The organism is Acinetobacter sp. ANC 4178, from assembly GCF_004331175.1.
Lineage (GTDB): Bacteria > Pseudomonadota > Gammaproteobacteria > Pseudomonadales > Moraxellaceae > Acinetobacter.
Genome location: NZ_SJOD01000001.1, coordinates 639,302 through 657,511, shown reverse-complemented (window position 1 = coordinate 657,511; position 18,210 = coordinate 639,302). Strand labels below are relative to the sequence as shown.

At 39.5% G+C, this 18,210-nt stretch carries 13 protein-coding genes and 1 tRNA gene; 12 read left to right on the top strand and 2 right to left on the bottom strand.

Annotated elements, in window-relative coordinates; all coding sequences use genetic code 11:
• Nucleotides 1–393 precede the first annotated feature (393 nt).
• The 12 genes from lldP (at nucleotide 394) to E0H87_RS03020 (ending at nucleotide 15,380) form a co-directional block, all read left to right on the top strand.
• Entirely contained in the window at nucleotides 394–2,064 is a 1,671-nt protein-coding gene (gene lldP / locus E0H87_RS03080; RefSeq protein ID WP_171458328.1) for an L-lactate permease, read from the top strand.
• A 32-nt stretch (nucleotides 2,065–2,096) separates the two neighbouring features.
• On the top strand, nucleotides 2,097–2,840 hold the full coding sequence (gene lldR / locus E0H87_RS03075) for a transcriptional regulator LldR (protein WP_131322261.1): 744 nt from the start codon (nucleotides 2,097–2,099) through the stop codon (nucleotides 2,838–2,840).
• A 2-nt stretch (nucleotides 2,841–2,842) separates the two neighbouring features.
• A complete protein-coding gene (gene lldD, locus E0H87_RS03070) occupies nucleotides 2,843–3,994 on the top strand; it encodes an FMN-dependent L-lactate dehydrogenase LldD (protein WP_131322260.1) in 1,152 nt (383 codons plus the stop codon).
• Nucleotides 3,995–4,291: 297 nt separating this feature from the next.
• Entirely contained in the window at nucleotides 4,292–5,989 is a 1,698-nt protein-coding gene (dld, locus tag E0H87_RS03060) for a D-lactate dehydrogenase (RefSeq protein WP_131322259.1), read from the top strand.
• 181 nt (nucleotides 5,990–6,170) lie between these two features.
• The gene (locus E0H87_RS03055) at nucleotides 6,171–8,204 is read left to right on the top strand and encodes an NADPH-dependent 2,4-dienoyl-CoA reductase (protein ID WP_131322258.1); all 2,034 of its coding nucleotides are present in this window, start codon (nucleotides 6,171–6,173) and stop codon (nucleotides 8,202–8,204) included.
• Between the two features lie 87 nt (nucleotides 8,205–8,291).
• Nucleotides 8,292–8,381 (top strand) — tRNA-Ser (locus E0H87_RS03050).
• Between the two features lie 560 nt (nucleotides 8,382–8,941).
• Entirely contained in the window at nucleotides 8,942–10,585 is a 1,644-nt protein-coding gene (gene lysA, locus E0H87_RS03045) for a diaminopimelate decarboxylase (RefSeq protein ID WP_171458327.1), read from the top strand.
• A complete protein-coding gene (locus E0H87_RS03040) occupies nucleotides 10,572–12,164 on the top strand; it encodes a class I adenylate-forming enzyme family protein (protein WP_131322257.1) in 1,593 nt (530 codons plus the stop codon). Before lysA ends, E0H87_RS03040 begins: the two co-directional genes overlap by 14 nt.
• Nucleotides 12,165–12,207: 43 nt before the next feature.
• Nucleotides 12,208–13,125, top strand: coding sequence for an alpha/beta fold hydrolase (locus E0H87_RS03035; RefSeq protein WP_131322256.1), 918 nt, complete (start codon nucleotides 12,208–12,210; stop codon nucleotides 13,123–13,125).
• A 28-nt stretch (nucleotides 13,126–13,153) separates the two neighbouring features.
• Complete coding sequence (rpe, locus tag E0H87_RS03030) at nucleotides 13,154–13,831, top strand: ribulose-phosphate 3-epimerase (protein WP_131322255.1); 678 nt, start codon at nucleotides 13,154–13,156, stop codon at nucleotides 13,829–13,831.
• Between the two features lie 27 nt (nucleotides 13,832–13,858).
• Nucleotides 13,859–14,923, top strand: a complete 1,065-nt coding sequence (hemE, locus tag E0H87_RS03025; protein WP_131322254.1) for a uroporphyrinogen decarboxylase — start codon at nucleotides 13,859–13,861, stop codon at nucleotides 14,921–14,923.
• A 19-nt stretch (nucleotides 14,924–14,942) separates the two neighbouring features.
• Nucleotides 14,943–15,380, top strand: coding sequence for a MarR family winged helix-turn-helix transcriptional regulator (locus E0H87_RS03020; protein WP_131322253.1), 438 nt, complete (start codon nucleotides 14,943–14,945; stop codon nucleotides 15,378–15,380).
• A gap of 381 nt (nucleotides 15,381–15,761) precedes the next feature.
• Here the strand turns inward: E0H87_RS03020 and E0H87_RS03015 are convergent, their stop codons facing one another.
• Nucleotides 15,762–17,090 (bottom strand): basic amino acid/polyamine antiporter, encoded by a 1,329-nt coding sequence (locus tag E0H87_RS03015; protein ID WP_131322252.1) that lies wholly within the window; start codon nucleotides 17,088–17,090, stop codon nucleotides 15,762–15,764.
• 12 nt (nucleotides 17,091–17,102) lie between these two features.
• Nucleotides 17,103–17,978, bottom strand: coding sequence for a homocysteine S-methyltransferase family protein (locus tag E0H87_RS03010; RefSeq protein WP_131322251.1), 876 nt, complete (start codon nucleotides 17,976–17,978; stop codon nucleotides 17,103–17,105).
• Nucleotides 17,979–18,210: the final 232 nt, after the last annotated feature.

Genomic DNA, 18,210 nt, shown 5'->3' with positions numbered 1-18,210 from the left:
TATTGCGATGGTTTGAAGCTTGGTAATTCACATAAAAATCAGAGAACTGTCTTGAAGGCTGGATAAATCCTCAACAAACGCATGAATTCGACTAAAGTTGAATAATTATGCAGTCTGGCGTTGGTCTTTCTAAAAAAACAAATAAAAACAGTAGTGTTACGACAATTATTCATTTTTTCTAAACAGATTGTCTTGATGGAATAGATTTAATATATTGGTCTGACCAATATATTTATTATGCTTTTTTATTGACCTATTCAAGGTTTGAAATTACTATAATGGTGCAAACAGCTATTATTTTTTTACACTTTTGGTTTATTGGTCTGACCAATTAGGTATTTTTACCTCAGGATGATCTGACCAACTCAAGGCTCTAGTAAGCATTTCAAGGAGATGACAATGCTTCAACATTGGCAACAAGTTTACGATCCTATTGGCAATATCTGGCTTTCCAGTTTAATTGCACTTATTCCAATTATCTTTTTCTTTTTAGCGCTAGCAGTCTTTCGTATGAAGGGCAGTGTGGCAGGTACCATCACAGTTGTACTTGCTCTGCTTGTTTCTTTATTTGCTTATAAAATGCCTTTGCTGATGGCTTTGGCATCCATGGTTTATGGTTTCTTCTACGGTTTATGGCCTATTGCGTGGATTATTATTGGCGCTGTTTTCCTGTATAAAATTTCAGTGAAGACAGGCCAGTTCGACATTATTCGTTCTTCCATTTTGTCGATTACTGAAGATCAGCGCTTACAAATGCTATTTGTTGGTTTTGCTTTTGGTACTTTCTTAGAAGGTGCAGCAGGTTTTGGTGCGCCTGTGGCAATTACCGCAGCATTATTGGTGGGTTTAGGTTTTAAACCTTTATATGCAGCAGGTCTTTGCTTAATTGTGAACACCGCGCCTGTGGCTTTTGGCGCAATGGGGATCCCAATTATTGTGGCAGGTCAGGTGTCTGGTGTAGACACACATGAGATCAGTCAGATGGTCGGCCGACAGTTACCATTTATGGTGCCGATTGTATTGATCTGGATCATGGCCATTATGGATGGTTGGCGCGGTGTGAAAGAAACATGGCCAGCAGTTATTGTGGGTGGTGGTTCATTTGCGATTGCACAATATTTAACTTCAAACTTTGTTGGTCCTGAATTACCGGATATTACGGCATCGATTGCTTCTTTGGTTTCATTAACAATTTTATTGAAATACTGGCAGCCGAAACATATTTTCCGTTTTGCCAATGAAGAAGGTAATGTTGATGAGAATTTAGCAGAACAAAAGCAAAAGAAATATTCAATTGCTCAAATTGCGAAAGCATGGTCACCCTTTGCAATTTTAACGGTGATGGTCACGATTTGGAGCGTAAAACCGTTTAAGGATTTATTTACCAAAGATGGCGCATTACATGACCTCGTGATTGCAATCAAAGTGCCATATTTGCATCAAATGATTCAAAAGATGCCACCTGTTGTTCCTGAAATTAAAGATTATGATGCAATTTATAAATTTGATTGGTTCTCGGCAACGGGTACTGCCATTTTAATTGCTTCAATCATCACCATTATTTTCTTAAAAATGAAGCCTAAAGATGCAGTAATTACTTTTGGTGAAACCATTAATGAATTAAAAATTCCAATTTATTCTATTGGTATGGTGTTGGCTTTTGCTTTTATTGCTAACTATTCAGGCATGTCTGCAACATTGGCATTGGCGCTTGCACATACAGGTCATGCATTTACCTTCTTCTCACCATTCTTAGGATGGCTTGGTGTATTCCTTACAGGTTCAGATACCTCTGCCAATGCTTTATTTGCTGCTTTACAGGCAACAACGGCACAACAAATTGGTGTGCCAGAAGTGCTTTTGGTGGCAGCCAATACCAGTGGTGGTGTAACCGGTAAAATGATTTCGCCTCAATCGATTGCGATTGCATGTGCGGCGGTAGGCTTGGTTGGTAAAGAGTCTGATTTATTCCGTTTTACCGTAAAACACAGTATAACGTTCACAATTATGATGGGTATTATTATTACCTTACAAGCCTATGTGTTCCCATGGATGATTCCATAACACAAATTGTGTACCAACGTTAAGGAAAGCAGATGAAAGTCTCCGATAAAGCTGTACAAAGCCTGCGTGTATTGATTGAACAAAGCAATATGCAAGTTGGAGACCGTTTGCCTGCTGAAAGAAAGTTGTGTGAGCAACTTGGTGTATCCCGTTCCTCTTTGCGAGAGGCAATACAGCAACTGACCAGTCAGGGCATGCTGGTCAGCAAAGTCGGCGCGGGAACTTATTTACAACAATTACCTAGCTCTTGGTCGCAACATCAAATTGTTCAGCCGCTGAGTGAGTTAATTGATGAAGATCCTGCCTATCGTTTTGATGTGCAGGAAGCACGAATTATTTTGGAGGGTGGCACGGCATGGCATGCCGCTTTACGCGCCACCCCAGAGGATATTCAGCACATCCGTGATTGTTATGACCAGATTACCCATTTTCAGTCTTTGGGCGATGATGAGCAAGCTGCACGCGCCGATGCCAATTTTCATCTGGCGATTGCAGAGGCTTCTCATAATTTGGTGCTGATTCAAGTCATGCGTGGCGTGTTTGATTTATTGCAATTTAACGTTGCCTTGGGACGACGTAAAGTCTATTCCGAAGCACACCGTTTTGATCAATTGCATGAGCAACATTTACAAGTCATTGATGCGATTGAGCGCCGAGACCCCGAAGCCGCACGTAAGGCTGTATGTGGGCACATAGAGTTTGTAGTTCAGCAAGTACGTTCGATTGATGAGGAAGAAGCCCGTCGACAACGTTCGAGCCGTTTAAACAGGATATAACCATGATTATTTCTTCTGCAAATGATTATCGCGAAGCTGCGAGACGTCGTTTACCACCATTCCTTTTCCACTACATTGATGGTGGAGCCTATGCAGAATATACCCTGAAGCGAAATGTAGAAGATCTTTCTAAAATTGCCTTAAGACAACGTGTTCTGAATGATATGTCAGAGTTAAGTCTTGAAACCAAACTATTTGATGAAACCTTGTCGATGCCTGTGGCATTGTCGCCAGTGGGTTTAACAGGTATGTATGCGCGTCGCGGTGAAGTTCAGGCAGCAGTGGCAGCGGATAAAAAAGGCATTCCTTTTACATTATCGACCGTTTCAGTGTGTCCAATTGAAGAAGTGGCACCTGCTATTCAGCGCCCAATGTGGTTCCAGCTTTATGTGTTGCGTGACCGTGGTTTCATGAAAAATGCTTTGGAACGTGCTAAAGCAGCAGGTTGTTCAACGCTGGTATTTACCGTAGATATGCCTGTACCGGGTGCACGTTACCGTGATGCACATTCAGGTATGAGTGGTCCGAATGCCGCAATGCGTCGTTATATGCAATCGTGTTTCCACCCGCATTGGGCGTGGAATGTGGGCATGATGGGACGTCCGCATGATTTGGGTAATATCTCTAAATATTTGGGTAAGCCGACTGGTCTGGAAGATTATATTGGCTGGTTAGGTTCAAACTTCGATCCGTCTATTTCATGGAAAGATCTAGAATGGATCCGTGAGTTCTGGGATGGCCCAATGGTGATTAAAGGGATCCTTGATCCCGAAGATGCCAAAGATGCAGTGCGTTTTGGTGCAGATGGTATTGTGGTTTCAAACCACGGTGGTCGTCAGCTTGATGGTGTTTTATCTTCTGCACGTGCGCTTCCTCCAATTGCCGATGCAGTCAAAGGTGATATTAAAATCCTTGCAGATTCAGGTATTCGTAATGGTTTAGACGTGGTACGTATGCTGGCATTGGGTGCGGATACTTGTATGCTCGGTCGTGCTTTTGTTTATGCTTTAGGTGCAGCAGGCGGTGAAGGTGTTTCTAATCTTTTAGAATTAATTGATAAAGAAATGCGTGTTGCCATGACCTTAACGGGTGCGAAAACCATTGCGGATATTACTGAGGATTGCTTGGTACGTTTAGAGCGTGAATTGGCTTAGCCATTAACTTTTAAATATCAAATTTGAGTCGTTTCTTAAGTTTGATACGCGTAAATGTCATCTGCAATTGTTCGAGGCAGGCTTACATATTTAAAGTAATGTTTCTGCGAGGATAATATTTATCAGAAAGTATTTGACGAGTTTTGCGGATGACAATGGTTTTGCCTACTTTTCCCAAAAGAAAAGTAGGTCGAACCGAAGGTTAATTTCTAAATATAAATAAAACTGAAATTACTCCGCCGTAATGAATGCTTTAAAGCCTGAACTGCATAAGCATTCATCCATAGGATAACCAATATGCAACCTAATTCAGATTCACAGCAAACCATTCAAAAGCTCATCGCTATTGTCGGTAAACAACATGTATTAACCGAAGATAAAGACACACGTTTATACCGCCAAGGTCGTCGCTATGGTGCAGGAAAAGTGTTGGCTGTTGTCGCACCAGGTTCATTACTTGAACAATGGCAAGTGCTACAAGCGGCTGTAGATGCGGATTGTATTGTAATTATGCAAGCAGCCAATACTGGTTTGACAGGTGGCTCAACCCCTTTTGGGGATGATTATGACCGTCCTGTGGTACTGATGAGCACACGACGGTTGGCAGGCATTCAAATTATTCGTGATGGGCAGCAGGTGATTTGCCTGCCTGGAGCAACCTTAGACCGTTTAGAAAAAGAACTGGCACCCTTTAATCGTGAACCGCATTCGGTGATTGGTTCTTCATGTATTGGTGCATCAGTACTAGGTGGAGTTTGCAACAACTCAGGTGGTGCGTTGGTGCGTCGTGGGCCTGCATATACTGAGTTGGCACTGTATGCGCGAGTTAATGAATCGGGTCAACTGGAACTCATCAACCATTTAGGTGTGGATTTAGGTACTACGCCTGAAGAAATCTTGTCTCGTCTGCAAAATCAGCAGTATCAAACTGCGGATGTACAGCATAATCCCAGTTGTTGTGCCTCCGATCAGCGTTATGCACATGACGTGAAACAAGTGAATGAGGCAACCCCTGCACGATTCAATGCCGATCCATCGCGCTTATTTGAAGCATCAGGTTCGGCAGGGAAAATTTGTGTGTTTGCGGTTCGACTAGATACCTTTGAGAAGATTCCAAGTCAGGTGTTTTATATAGGCACCAATGCACAGGATGATTTGACCGAAATTCGTCGGTTTCTATTAACTGATTTACCGCGCTTACCGATTGCAGGTGAATACATTCACCGTGTGGCCTATGACATTGGCGCAGAATACGGTAAAGACACATTCGTCTTTATTGAAAAATTTGGCACCGCCAAAGTGCCTGCTGCTTTTGCCATGAAAGACAAAGTTGATGGTTATTTAGAAAAAGTTGGCATGAAAGGGTTGTCCGATAAAGTTCTGCAATTGATCACCAAATTTATGCCGAATCATTTACCAAAACGCATGAATGAATTTCGTGATCTTTACGAACATCATCTGATTTTACGCATTGAAAATCAGGATGTGGAGCAAGTGAAACAGTTTCTGAGTGGTTATTTTTCCCAGCGTTCTACAGGCAGTTTTTTCCATTGTAATGAAGAAGAAGGGCGAAAAGCCTTTTTACATCGTTTTGCAGTCGCGGGTGCTGCGATTCGTTATCGTGATACCCATCGGAGTGAAGTGGAAGATATTGTAGCGCTGGATATTGCTTTGCGTCGTAATGACCGTGAATGGGTGGAAACCTTGCCGAAAGAAATGGACGAGATGATCGTGCATAAACTGTATTACGGACATTTCTTATGCCATGTGTTTCATCAAGATTACATTGTTAAAAAAGGCGTTGATCCTTTGGCAATGGAACATCAAATGTGGCATTTACTGGATGATCGTGGTGCTGAATATCCTGCGGAGCATAATGTTGGACATTTATATGTGGCAAAACCAGCATTAAAACAACATTATCAGAAACTCGATCCAACCAATAGCTTCAATGTAGGGATTGGGCATAGCTCGAAGTTAAAATACTGGAAGTAAATCCAACAGCTGATTCATAAGTTGTGATAAAAGTGTAGTCAACTCGCAATAGAAGTTGGCTACACTTTTTTATTGGCTGATTATTTTGTGAATCAGTCTGCTAAAGCCATAAACAAAATAAAAAATCACGTTAAAGTATTATGCAACAAGTTGCAAAGTAAATAAATTATAAGGATTCACCATGACCACACCCTATGTAAATCTTTTAAAACCCCTTCATTTGGGTTTTACCACCATTAAAAACCGTGTGGTGATGGGTTCCATGCATACGGGTTTAGAAGATCGTTTTTATAATTATCCAAAATTGGCTGCCTATTTTGGCGAGCGTGCGAAAGGTGGCGTCGGGCTAATCATTACGGGCGGAATCTCACCGAACCGTCAAGGTTGGCTACTTCCAGCGGGTGGTACCATGAATACCATGGGAGATATTGCACCACACCGTTTGGTCACGCATGCGGTGCATAAGCATGGCGCTAAAATTTTGATGCAGATTTTGCATTCGGGGCGTTATGGCTATCAACCTTTCGTGGTGTCTGCCAGTCCAATCAAATCACCGATTTCACCGTTTAAACCGCGCCAAATGAGTGAAAAGCAGATTTTGTCTACGATTCAGGATTATGCGCACACATCACATCTTGCAAAATTGGCGGGTTATGATGGCGTGGAAATTATGGGTTCAGAAGGTTATTTACTGAATCAATTTTTGAGCCGTCATGTGAACCAACGTCAAGATCGTTGGGGTGGTTCGATTGACAACCGTATGCGTTTTGCGGTTGAAATTGTCAAAGCAATCCGCCAGAAAGTGGGGGAGAAATTTATTATCTGTTTCCGCTTATCTATGTTGGACTTAGTGCATGATGGCAACACCATGCAAGAGGTGATTGCTGTTGCTCAGGCTTTAGAAAAAGTGGGTATTACGTTATTAAATACAGGCATTGGTTGGCATGAAGCCCGTATTCCGACTATTGTGACTTCTGTGCCACGTGCAGCTTTTGCTGACTATACGGCAGAAGTGAAAAAGCATGTGACAGTGCCCGTGATTGCTTCAAACCGAATTAACATGCCAGACACAGCCGAAGAAATATTGGCGCAAGGCAAAGCTGATATGGTGCAAATGGCACGTCCATTCTTGGCAGATCCTTATTGGGTCAATAAAACTGCAACTAATCGAGTGGATGAGATTAACACCTGTATTGCTTGTAATCAGGCATGTTTAGACCATACTTTTAAAAACCAACGCGCAACTTGCTTGGTCAACCCACGTGCAGCATTTGAAACTGAATTGGTTTATGTCAAAACTGCAAAACCAAAACGTGTCGCGGTTGTAGGTGGTGGAGTTGCAGGTATGTCGGCAGCGACAGTTGCGGCAGAGCGAGGACACCAAGTGACCTTGTTTGAAGCCAGTCATGAAGTCGGCGGGCAATTTAATTTAGCCAAAGTTATTCCAGGTAAAGAAGAATTTCACGAAACCATTCGTTACTTTAAAGTACAGCTGGAAAAAACTGGGGTCGAGCTACGCTTAAATACTCAAGTCAGCCGTGAGCAATTAGAGCGTGAAGGTTTTGATGAGGTGATTGTGGCTACGGGAGTCGTGCCACGTGCCTTAAAGATTCAAGGTAGTGATGCGCCGAATGTACTTTCTTATGCTGAAGTATTGCGTGGAGCAGCGGTTGGTCACCGTGTTGCTGTGATTGGCGCTGGGGGAATTGGTTTTGATGTGTCTGAGTTTTTGTTGAAACCGCCACATCAGCCTCAGCCACAACCTTTGGCAGAGTGGAAGCGAGAATGGGGCATTGATGCTGAAGCGAACTACATGACAGAAGGTGGTTTACTGCATGCTGAAGTTGAAGCACCTGTCCGTGAAATTTATTTATTACAACGTAAAACTACGCCGTTAGGCATTGGATTGGGTAAGACTTCGGGTTGGGTACATCGAGCACAATTAAAAAAGCATGCGGTACGTATGTTGCGTGGTGTGCAATATAAAGCGGTGACTAATGAAGGCCTATGGGTTGAAACCAATGGTCAGGATCAGTTGCTTCGAGTCGATACCATAGTGGTGTGTGCAGGACAAGAATCTGTAAAAGATTTGATGCCAAGTGAAGGGCAAGCTACTTTAGCCAATTATCATATTATTGGTGGTGCAAAACTTGCAGCAGAGCTTGATGCAAAGCGTGCAATCCGTGATGGTGCTGAAATTGCAGCCAAACTTTAAGAAATTGATGAAACAATATGCACTTGAATGCTTTAACGCTATTTTTTACTTGTCTAAAATGAAAAAGCTTAGTATTCTTGCGCACATGGAAGCGTGGCAGAGCGGTTTAATGCACCGGTCTTGAAAACCGACGAGGGTGTGAGTCCTCCGTGAGTTCGAATCTCACCGCTTCCGCCAAATTCGAAAAGCCCCTGTACTAATACAGGGGCTTTTTTTATTGTCTATAATTTAGACCATCATTTGAAATTTTATGAACTCTGCTTATTCCGCACACATTAATCACATATCAGAAAGTATTACGCCATTACATTATAAATGGGGGGAGATTGACGGTTAAAATGAACTGATTTCAGGAATTCAATAGCTTCTTTAGATCATGGAATTCTTTATCTACTTTCATCTGTTCTTTAGGAATAATCCTGACTTTATTCTTAAATCAATTTCTTACCATTTAGTGCCAAATATCCCACTTGAATGATGGGTTGTTAAAATCAAAATTCTATATCTTTTATTGGTTTGGAGATTCTTTTCTTGTATAAAAATTGATCACAAATATTTATGCAACAAAGCCGATAAAGCTATAATTCTAAAGTGTTAAATGTTTTTATTATTTGAAATAATTAAATTTTTTAATAAATTTAGCTGAGATAGTATTCAAATTATTTATCATTAATTCTTAATAGTTATCATTCTACAAAATAAATACTTTGTGCGCAAAGTATTTATTTTGTAGAATGATGCTCGAATTATATAAGTACAAATTATTGGAATTTTTAGAAATGAATCTATCTCTAGATACTTTATTGAAAGTAAAGAAAAATTTTGGGACACCAACGTATATTTATGATGAAAGCCAGTTGAAAAGCAGCTTTCAAGAACTAAGAAATGCATTACCAGAATGTGTTGATATTTTTTATGCTCTCAAAGTTAATCCTAACTTATCAGTTGTTAAATTAATTAAGTCTTACGGTGGGAACACCGAAGTATGTTCTTTAACTGAACTAGAAATTGCGATAAAAGCAGGTGTGAACCCTCAAAATATAATTTTCTTGGGACCAATGAAAAAAGAAGAAGAACATAGACGCGCTTTAGAATTAAATATTTTTGCTATTGTTGTTGAATCTGAAGAAGAACTCGAAAAATTATCAGATTTAGCTACAAAAATGGGGGTTTTAGCACCAGTAGCAATACGTATTAACCCGAATTTCTCAGCATCTGGTTCTCCATGGAAAATGGGGGGCAGACCAACACATTTTGGTATTGAAGAAGAAACGGCCATAAAAAAAATGGGGAGTTACGCAAAACTGCCTAACATTCATCTAAAAGGACTCCATGTTTATAATGGAACAAAAATTTTAGATGCACAGTCTATCTACGACAACTCAAAATATGTTTTGGAGCTATTTGAAACTATTTCACGTCTCTATGGATTAGACCTGACAATGGTTGATGTTGGTGGTGGTCTGGGTATTAAGTATTATGAAAATGAAAAAGATCTAGACATCAAAGAATTAACAAGATTATTACATCCTTTATTCAATAACTTTCACAAGAAACATCCTAAAACTCGCATCATTATGGAGTCAGGACGTTTCATTGCTGGTAAAAGTGCTGCTCTGTTAGTAACTGTTGATAATATCAAGCAAAACCATGGCAAAAATTTTGCCGTAACCGATGGTGGAACAAACTGCCATTCAGCAGCTGTAGGTTCTGGTCAGGTTTTAAAACGAAATTTTGAGATTATTAAAGTTACTGATCAAAAATCAGATGAAATTGAAACCTACCATGTTTCTGGACCATTATGTAATCCTGACGACTTATTAGCAAAAGATATAAAACTTGAAAAATTAAAATCTGGCGATCTTCTTGCAGTCTTATCATCTGGTGCTTATGGGGCTACGGCTTCCCCAACATTATTTCACGGTCATGGCTATCCAGCAGAAGTTCTGTACTCAAATGGAAATCTAAATTTAGTACGTTATAGAGATACGGTCGAAGATATTATTTCGATGCACACCGATATTTCATTAGAGCAACTGCTAGGACAAAACAAAGTCATTACTGAAGAAAAGCATAATGAAGTCATTACAGATGACACACAGCGTATCGTTGCCACTATTGTTAGTAAAATTCTAAAATTACCTCAAGACAAAACTATTCTTGCGAACTCTCATCTTCGTGATGATTTGGGAATTGATTCACTTTCTTCTGTAGAAGTATTGGTTGCTTTAGAAGATCAAATCGAACATTTCTTTGTTAATCCAGAAACGATAGAACCTAAGCATTTCAATACAATTGAAACACTTGCATCTTATATCGAAGCTGAAAAAAACCGCTTTAATCAAGTTGAGATGAAGGGGCAGTGTCATGCAAATGTGTAATGTTTTGCTGCATCACACCTTACCTTATATCACACGACAATATGCCGAAAAGGTAGCAGTTGTAGAGAATGGAATCTCCCATTCTTACGGCAAGATTGATGAGTTGTCTTCGCGCTTAAGTGGCTATTTACAAGCTCAGGGTCTTCATCGTGGTGATAGAGTAGTACTTTGTTTAGGAAATAAAGTAGAAACTATTATTGCTTTTTGGGGTGTACTAAAAGCGGGCTATGTTGTATGTAATGTGGGCTTAGACACAACCGCCGATAAATTAAATTATATTATCGATAATTCTCAGGCTTCAATTTTGATCACCAATGATCAAAAGTTTCAAGATGTATCTGTAGCGTCTAAAAGTATTCTATTTAAAAGTGTTGTTGTTACCAATTCAGTAGTGAATCCTGATGTAGATTCATGGGAGCTAGCAACTTCTTACAATGAAGTAGAATATCTGAATAATAATATTCTCGAGATTGATTTAGCAGCCATTGTTTATACATCTGGCTCAACTGGAACACCCAAAGGTGTAATGCTGACACATAGAAACATGTGTACAGCATTAGATTCATTGAATACTTATCTAGGTTATCAAGAATCAGATCATATTCTTTGTTCACTGCCATTATCGTTTGACTATGGTCTTTACCAAATGATTATGTCTATGAGTAAAGGTGCAACGTTATTTCTCGAACAGGAACTTACATGGCCGTTATTTTTAATTAAAAAAATAAAACAGCATAAGATAACGGTCATTCCATTTGTTCCTACGATGCTATCACTTCTCTATGAATATTCGCATAGATCGGGCGTTACCTTTCCTGATGTCCGAATAGTAACAAACACTGGTGCAGCACTGAAATCTCATCACATTCAGCAGATGAAATTACTCTTTCCGAACGCAGAAATCTTCTCTATGTATGGGCTAACGGAGTGTAAGCGATGCACCTATCTCCCCCCAGACCAAATTGACAATAAACCTGATAGTGTTGGTATCGCAATTCCAAATACGGAAATGTGGTTAGTAGACTCTCTTGGAAACAAAATTAATAAGCCAAACCAAATCGGCGAACTAGTGATACGCGGAGCAACTGTTATGGCAGGGTACTGGCGTGATACTAAAGCGACTCAGGAAAAACTCAAACCAGGACCTTTGCCTAATGAATATGTCTTACATACTGGCGATTTGGGCCTTATTGATGAAGATGGTTACTTGTACTTCCGTGGTCGCACAGATCACGTTATCAAATCTCGTGGTATGAAAGTTAGCCCTGTTGAAATTGAAAATTATTTCTATAGTTTACCTAACATTGAATCAGCTGCTGTCGTTGGCATTGAAGATGAGAACTTAGGTGGGACCTTACATGCTTTTATTCAAATAGCTGATAATGAAAATATTAATGAGCTTGAGCTATTGGGAAAATGCAGAAATGATTTGGAACCCCATCAAGTTCCCAATACGATCAGATTCTTGAATTCGTTTCCTCGTACTCCAAACGGTAAATTTGATTTAATTCACTTGAAACAAATTATTGAAAGTGAATTGGCTGCCGAAACAACTTCAAGCTCAAATGTCGCTGTTTAAAAGTTATTTAATTCTTCAAGACCTAATTTAAACAGAAAACGATATGAATATGATGAGCTTAACTTCTAAAGTTTTACCTGCTATAGAGCGTGAATTCACGATGAATGTGAATGGCTTGGACTTAGCAGTAAGAACTTGGGGGGATGAAAAAAATCCCCCAATTCTCGCAATACATGGGTGGTTGGACAATTGTGCATCATTCTCACGAATAGCTCCCTACTTAGATCACTACTATGTTGTGGCTCCAGACCTTGCTGGACACGGCAAATCAGATCATAGAAAACTAAATCACGCATATTACTTATGGGATTATGCAATTGATTTATCTATCTTTGTCAGACAAATGGGGTGGGACAGTTATTCTATTTTGGCCCACTCGATGGGTACCGGCGTTGCATCAATTTTAAATGCCATTAGTAAAGGAATAAATCGCATAGTTTTCATTGATGGTATGGGAGCTCCTTTTACCGTCTCGGCTGAAGATGTCGTGCGGCATTTGAAAACATCACTTCGACTGTCTGAAATGGCACATTTGACCAAACTCAACGGTTTTTCAGAAAAGAATCAACCTCAGTTTTCAAGTGTGGAGGTTGCAGTGAAAACCCGACAGAAAGTAGTTGGTGGATTTATCTCTTTAGACAGTGCCAGACGTCTTGCAGAACGTGATCTTCGAGCAGTCGAATTAGGCTATCGGTGGCGACATGATTCTCGGCTCACTATATCTGAACCAATTCAATTGACGGATGAACAAGCTGGTCGCTTTCTAAACCAAATTGATTGTCCTTTGACTATTCTGCTTGGAACGGGTGGATTATTCGTTGGCGATAAATTTCATTCGAAATCACAGTATTTAGGAAACAATGCAAAAGTAAGCTGGTACGAAGGTGGTCATCACTTACATTTAGAAAACTTAAGCCACGAGATGATTTTGGATATCAAATCCTCTCTTGCAGATCATTGATAATAATTTTTATATTTAGGCTCTTTATATGAATGACATTTGGATTGCTCCCTCAATTCTAGCCGCAAATTTCGCCCGTTTAGGCGAAGAAGTGAAGTCTGTATTAGATTCTGGTGCAGATATGATTCACCTTGATATTATGGACAATCACTATGTTCCCAACTTAACCATGGGGGCCCAAGTTTGTTCGGCACTTAGATCTGAAGGAATTCAAGCACCGATAGATGTACATCTGATGGCTTCACCCGTGGATTCCTTGATCGTTGATTTTGCAAAAGCGGGTGCAAACTATATTTCTATTCACCCTGATGCCACTATTCATTTAGATCGTTCAATTCAGCTCATTAAAGACCTAGGATGCAAAGCTGGTTTGGTGTTCAATCCAGCCACTTCGCTTGATTCATGCAAGTACCTTATGGATAACATCGATTTAATGCTCATTATGTCGGTAAATCCAGGATTTGGCGGACAAAAATTTATACCTGCTGTTCTTCCTAAAATTGCTGAGGCACGAAAGTTAATCGATTCAAGTGGTCGAAATATTCGTCTTGAAGTGGATGGTGGCGTGAATGCGGGCAATATCGCTGAAATTGCTAAATGGGGCGCAGATACATTCGTAGCTGGAACGGCGATTTTCAATACTTCTAATTATCAAGAAGCTATTTCAGAAATGAAAAATGCTGCAAATCATCATCGAATTAGCTAAATCCCCATCTATATAATTGAGTCTCAAATGACAAACTTTGCACCACTTAAAAATACTAACTTTATTCGAGCATTACAGAAACAACCCGTAGATCGAACGCCAATCTGGATGATGCGCCAAGCGGGTCGCTATCTTCCTGAATATCGAGCCGTGCGTAAAATGGCAGGAAATTTCATTAACCTAATGAAAACACCTGACTATGCAACTGAAGTAACTTTGCAGCCAATCCGACGTTATGATTTAGATGCAGCAATTGTATTTTCTGATATTTTGACTATTCCTGATGCAATGGGCTTAGGTTTATATTTTGAAGAAAATCATGGACCTAAATTTAAAAACCCTATACGTTCTGAACAAGAGATCAATAATTTACAGATTCCTTCCCAAGAATCTTTATCTTACGTCTATCAGACAGTCAGCCAATGTCGTCATGAGCTCAATGGTCAAGTTCCACTGATTGGTTTTTCTGGAAGTCCGTGGACATTGGCCTGTTATATGGTCGAGGGACAGGGTTCAAAAGATTTTATAACGATAAAAAGTATGCTTTATAGCAACCCGAAAATCTTGCATCAATTATTAGAAAAAAATGCCAAAGCTGTTGTACAGCATCTTAAATGTCAGGTGGAGGCTGGCGCACAGGCCATCATGATTTTTGATACATGGGGTGGGATGTTAAGTCGAGCTGCTTATCAAGAATTTTCCCTCAGATACATTACCTTTATTTTAGATAGTTTAAAAAACCAGTTAGGTGAGCGTTCTGTTCCTTCAATTGTCTTTACAAAAGGAGGTGGTCAATGGCTTGAAGAAATGGCACGATGTGGGGCAAATGCTTTAGGACTCGACTGGATGACTGATCTGGATTTAGCACGTCAGCGAGTAGGTTCTAAAGTTACCTTACAGGGTAATCTCGACCCCGCAGTATTACTTGCCTCTGATTCTGTAATTCAAAACGAAGTGAATAAAGTCATGACATCTTTTTACGGAAAGCAAAAAGATGATACAGGTTTTGTGTTTAACTTGGGGCATGGAATTTCGAAGGAAACAAACCCAGATTCGGTGTCCGTGTTAATTGAGGCTGTTCATCGTTTTTAATTTTTTCAGGACATAACAGATGAGTTCGATGCTAGATACATTTAATTTTGACAAAATGCTCTGTTTTACACTGTATTCGACGACGAATGCTATGATGCGAAACTACACTAAACCATTAGCTGAACTTGGAATAACCTATCCTCAACTTCTGGTATTGGCGGCTCTTTGGAATCAAAATCACTTGTCATCTAGCGAATTGAGTGAGCAAACTTTGTTTGATCTTGGTTCACTCACCCCAATCATCAAACGACTTGAAAAAGCGGGTTTTGTTGTTGTATCAGTGGACATGCTCGACCGTCGTCGAAAATATATTTCATTAACTGAATCTGGTCAGAATTTAAAAGATCCTGTTGCGAAAATCTTCCAAGATACTCAGTGCAAACTCAATCTGAATGAAAGCGAAGTGGATTCAACTTTAAAAGTCTGTAAAAAAATTAAGAACGAATTAATGGTCTGAATGATTTAATGGTTTAGTCAGGTGGGTGAGCTTAAGTAGTCCTGTGCTGATTAAAATCACTCGTTCAAACAGGATATTGATTGTTAGTAAAGCTTTTTTCAATTTAACAAAGTGCATGCGAGAATTGTCGCCCTGACTAAATTTACTGCATTCGCCAGACCTTATCTCCAGTTGTCATTTAAATTTAGACCGCTTGAGGAAATGTTCAGTTTTTGAAGATTGGTGCAGCAAGCCACAATGTTTGCCAAAATTGAAGTTAAAATTAATATTGAGAGCAATTCCAAGATGTTGGGATTGAATCAGTTTGCTTTTATGTAAAATTGAAAGTAGTTAGGTGTTTTAAAAAAATTAGGATGACCATAAGTCATCCTAATTAAAGATTTACAAGGGACTGTAAACCTTGGATTTATTTGAAAATCTGCTATAAAAGAATATTGATAATCCAACAAAATATAAGCAGACAGAAAGTAAAAGGAGTGAAAGGCCTGCTGCGTAAAGTAACCAAGAGGCATAGATTACAGCGACGGTTGCAATCACGATATGTTTAGTTCGTTTGTTTTTCCACGATTCTTTGAAATAAAAAGCGGATACTAAAAAGTAGGGAAGCAAAATCATGACAGAAGAAATTAACAATAACTGCGTATAGTTTTTATTGAAAAAATAAACTGCGATTAATGCAATTTGCACGACAAGAGAAGTTAACCATAATGATGCAATGGGTACATTATTCTGATTCGTTTTCAAAAAAATCTGTGGGAACGCGTTATTTTTTGCTGCAAGAAAGGGGATTTCTGTGGCAAAAAGTGTCCAGCTTAGATAAGACGAACTGACAGAAATAATCAATCCTAAGGTAATAATGATGGTTCCAGGTAGCCCAATCAATTGCTCTAAAATAGTGGCCATTGAAGGATTATGCATATTGGCTATATCAGCACGATTTGCCACACCATAGGACAGTACAGTCACCATAACGTAGAAAGTCAGTGCCAACAAAACACCGAGTACAGTAGCACGCCCAATATCATTTCTATTTTTGGCACGAGAAGATAAAACAACAGCTCCTTCAATACCTGTAAAAACCCAAAGTGTAATTAACATCAGATTTTTGACTTGTTCCCACACAGGCATTTGTAAAGAAAAATCAAAGTAATTGAATTTGAAAAGGTCAAGTTTAAATGCGATGAAAGTAAAGACGATGAAGATTACAATCGGAACAATTTTCGCGATGGTCGCAATTAAATTGACTACGGATGCTTCTTTAATCCCTCGGCTAACGAGCCAATGAATGATCCATACAAATATTGAAGAGCCAATAAGTGCATAAATCGTGTTACCTTCGCCAAAATAGACATGATCGGGCCTATCGGTAAACATGCCGACGCCAGAGAAAGCAATAACGACATAACCAACAATACCAATCGTGGTGCACAGCCAATATCCCCAAGCCGAGCAAAAACCGATAAGTTCCCCGAAACCTTCACGTGCATAATTATAGATTCCGCCATCTAAGTCTGGTCGTTGTCGCGTTAGATAGAGCAATGCAAATGCGAGAAAAAGAATTCCAATACCCGTAATAAGCCAAGCCATGAGTAATGCTTGACCATTGGCAACCAGTGCCATATTTTGAGGCAAACTAAATACCCCCGAACCCACCATTGAACTGAAAACAAGGGCTGTTAGGGACAGTAAGCCAATTTTAGATGTAGACATGAAAAATATTTACTACTTAAAGAATTTTGAAAGTTCAGAAATATGTTCTGGGCCAATACCACAACAACCCCCAAGTAGTGTTGCACCCGCTTCTTTCCATTCTTGTGCAAACTTTAAATACAATGCTGGATTTAAATCGGCACGAACCTCATCTAAACCATCATTTGCAGTTGCTTCGCTGTTTTGCGGAGGAAACGCATTGGCATAAGCACCAATTTCAATGTCTTCTGGTAACAAACTTTTGATCGTAATGATTGCTTTGTGAATCACTTCTGGCTGGCAACAGTTAAATAGTACAGCTTTGGCACCAAGACGTATAATCATCTCCGCAGCCTGATGAATACTCTCACCCGATCTTAATAATGGCTGCTCAAGTTTTATTTCATCTTGCAATGTAAATGAGACCCAGAAATCACGTTGATCTTTCGGTAACAACGCATGCACAGTTTCCACTTCTTTTAAGCAAGATTGTGTTTCAGCTAACCAAAAGTCCACATGTGGTGCAAGTGTCTCAATGATAGGCTTTGCGAGTTTTTCAGCTTCATTCTCCTGAAATAAATCAGCACGATATGAGCCAAATAAAGGGGGTAAACATCCTGCGATTAAAACCTTTTTCCCACTTTCCTCAACGGCTTGTTTTGCCTGCATAACTGCAATGTGAACTAAATCTTTCACTTCAGTATCAAAGCGTTCTTGACCGATATGAAATGGAACGACTGCGTAGTTATTAGTTGTAATAACTTCAGCGCCAGCACGGATAAAATCTAAATGAACCTCTTTAACGATTTCAGGGGCTTCAGTTAAAGCCAATGCTGACCATTCAGGTTGTCTAAAAGGAGCACCTCTGCGCGCTAGTTCACGACCAAAGCCACCATCTAAAATTTTCATATATTACAGTTATCATTAAAAAGTAATTAATTATAATTAAATAAAAACCATGATTAATGATTTAAAAGTACAGAATTTATATTTTTTTCGACTATAGTAAATTAGAATTTCTTGTATATTGCAACGCGCTTCCACAACAGTATAAACCATAGCTTTGTTGTATAAATCAGTTTGTAAAGGTTTATTCAGCAACATAATTCTCAGATGCATCAGCCAAAACTTAGAAGCGACT

Excerpts from the sequence above, each read along its gene's own strand:
- dld (WP_131322259.1), top strand. The coding sequence starts at position 4,292 with ATGCAACCTAATTCAGATTCACAGCAAACCATTCAAAAGCTCATCGCT.
- lysA (WP_171458327.1), top strand. The coding sequence starts at position 8,942 with ATGCTCGAATTATATAAGTACAAATTATTGGAATTTTTAGAAATGAAT.
- E0H87_RS03035 (WP_131322256.1), top strand. The coding sequence starts at position 12,208 with ATGAATATGATGAGCTTAACTTCTAAAGTTTTACCTGCTATAGAGCGT.
- rpe (WP_131322255.1), top strand. The coding sequence starts at position 13,154 with ATGAATGACATTTGGATTGCTCCCTCAATTCTAGCCGCAAATTTCGCC.
- E0H87_RS03040 (WP_131322257.1), top strand. The coding sequence starts at position 10,572 with ATGCAAATGTGTAATGTTTTGCTGCATCACACCTTACCTTATATCACA.
- lldP (WP_171458328.1), top strand. The coding sequence starts at position 394 with ATGACAATGCTTCAACATTGGCAACAAGTTTACGATCCTATTGGCAAT.
- E0H87_RS03020 (WP_131322253.1), top strand. The coding sequence starts at position 14,943 with ATGAGTTCGATGCTAGATACATTTAATTTTGACAAAATGCTCTGTTTT.
- E0H87_RS03010 (WP_131322251.1), bottom strand. The coding sequence starts at position 17,978 with ATGAAAATTTTAGATGGTGGCTTTGGTCGTGAACTAGCGCGCAGAGGT.
- hemE (WP_131322254.1), top strand. The coding sequence starts at position 13,859 with ATGACAAACTTTGCACCACTTAAAAATACTAACTTTATTCGAGCATTA.
- lldD (WP_131322260.1), top strand. The coding sequence starts at position 2,843 with ATGATTATTTCTTCTGCAAATGATTATCGCGAAGCTGCGAGACGTCGT.
- lldR (WP_131322261.1), top strand. The coding sequence starts at position 2,097 with ATGAAAGTCTCCGATAAAGCTGTACAAAGCCTGCGTGTATTGATTGAA.
- E0H87_RS03015 (WP_131322252.1), bottom strand. The coding sequence starts at position 17,090 with ATGTCTACATCTAAAATTGGCTTACTGTCCCTAACAGCCCTTGTTTTC.
- E0H87_RS03055 (WP_131322258.1), top strand. The coding sequence starts at position 6,171 with ATGACCACACCCTATGTAAATCTTTTAAAACCCCTTCATTTGGGTTTT.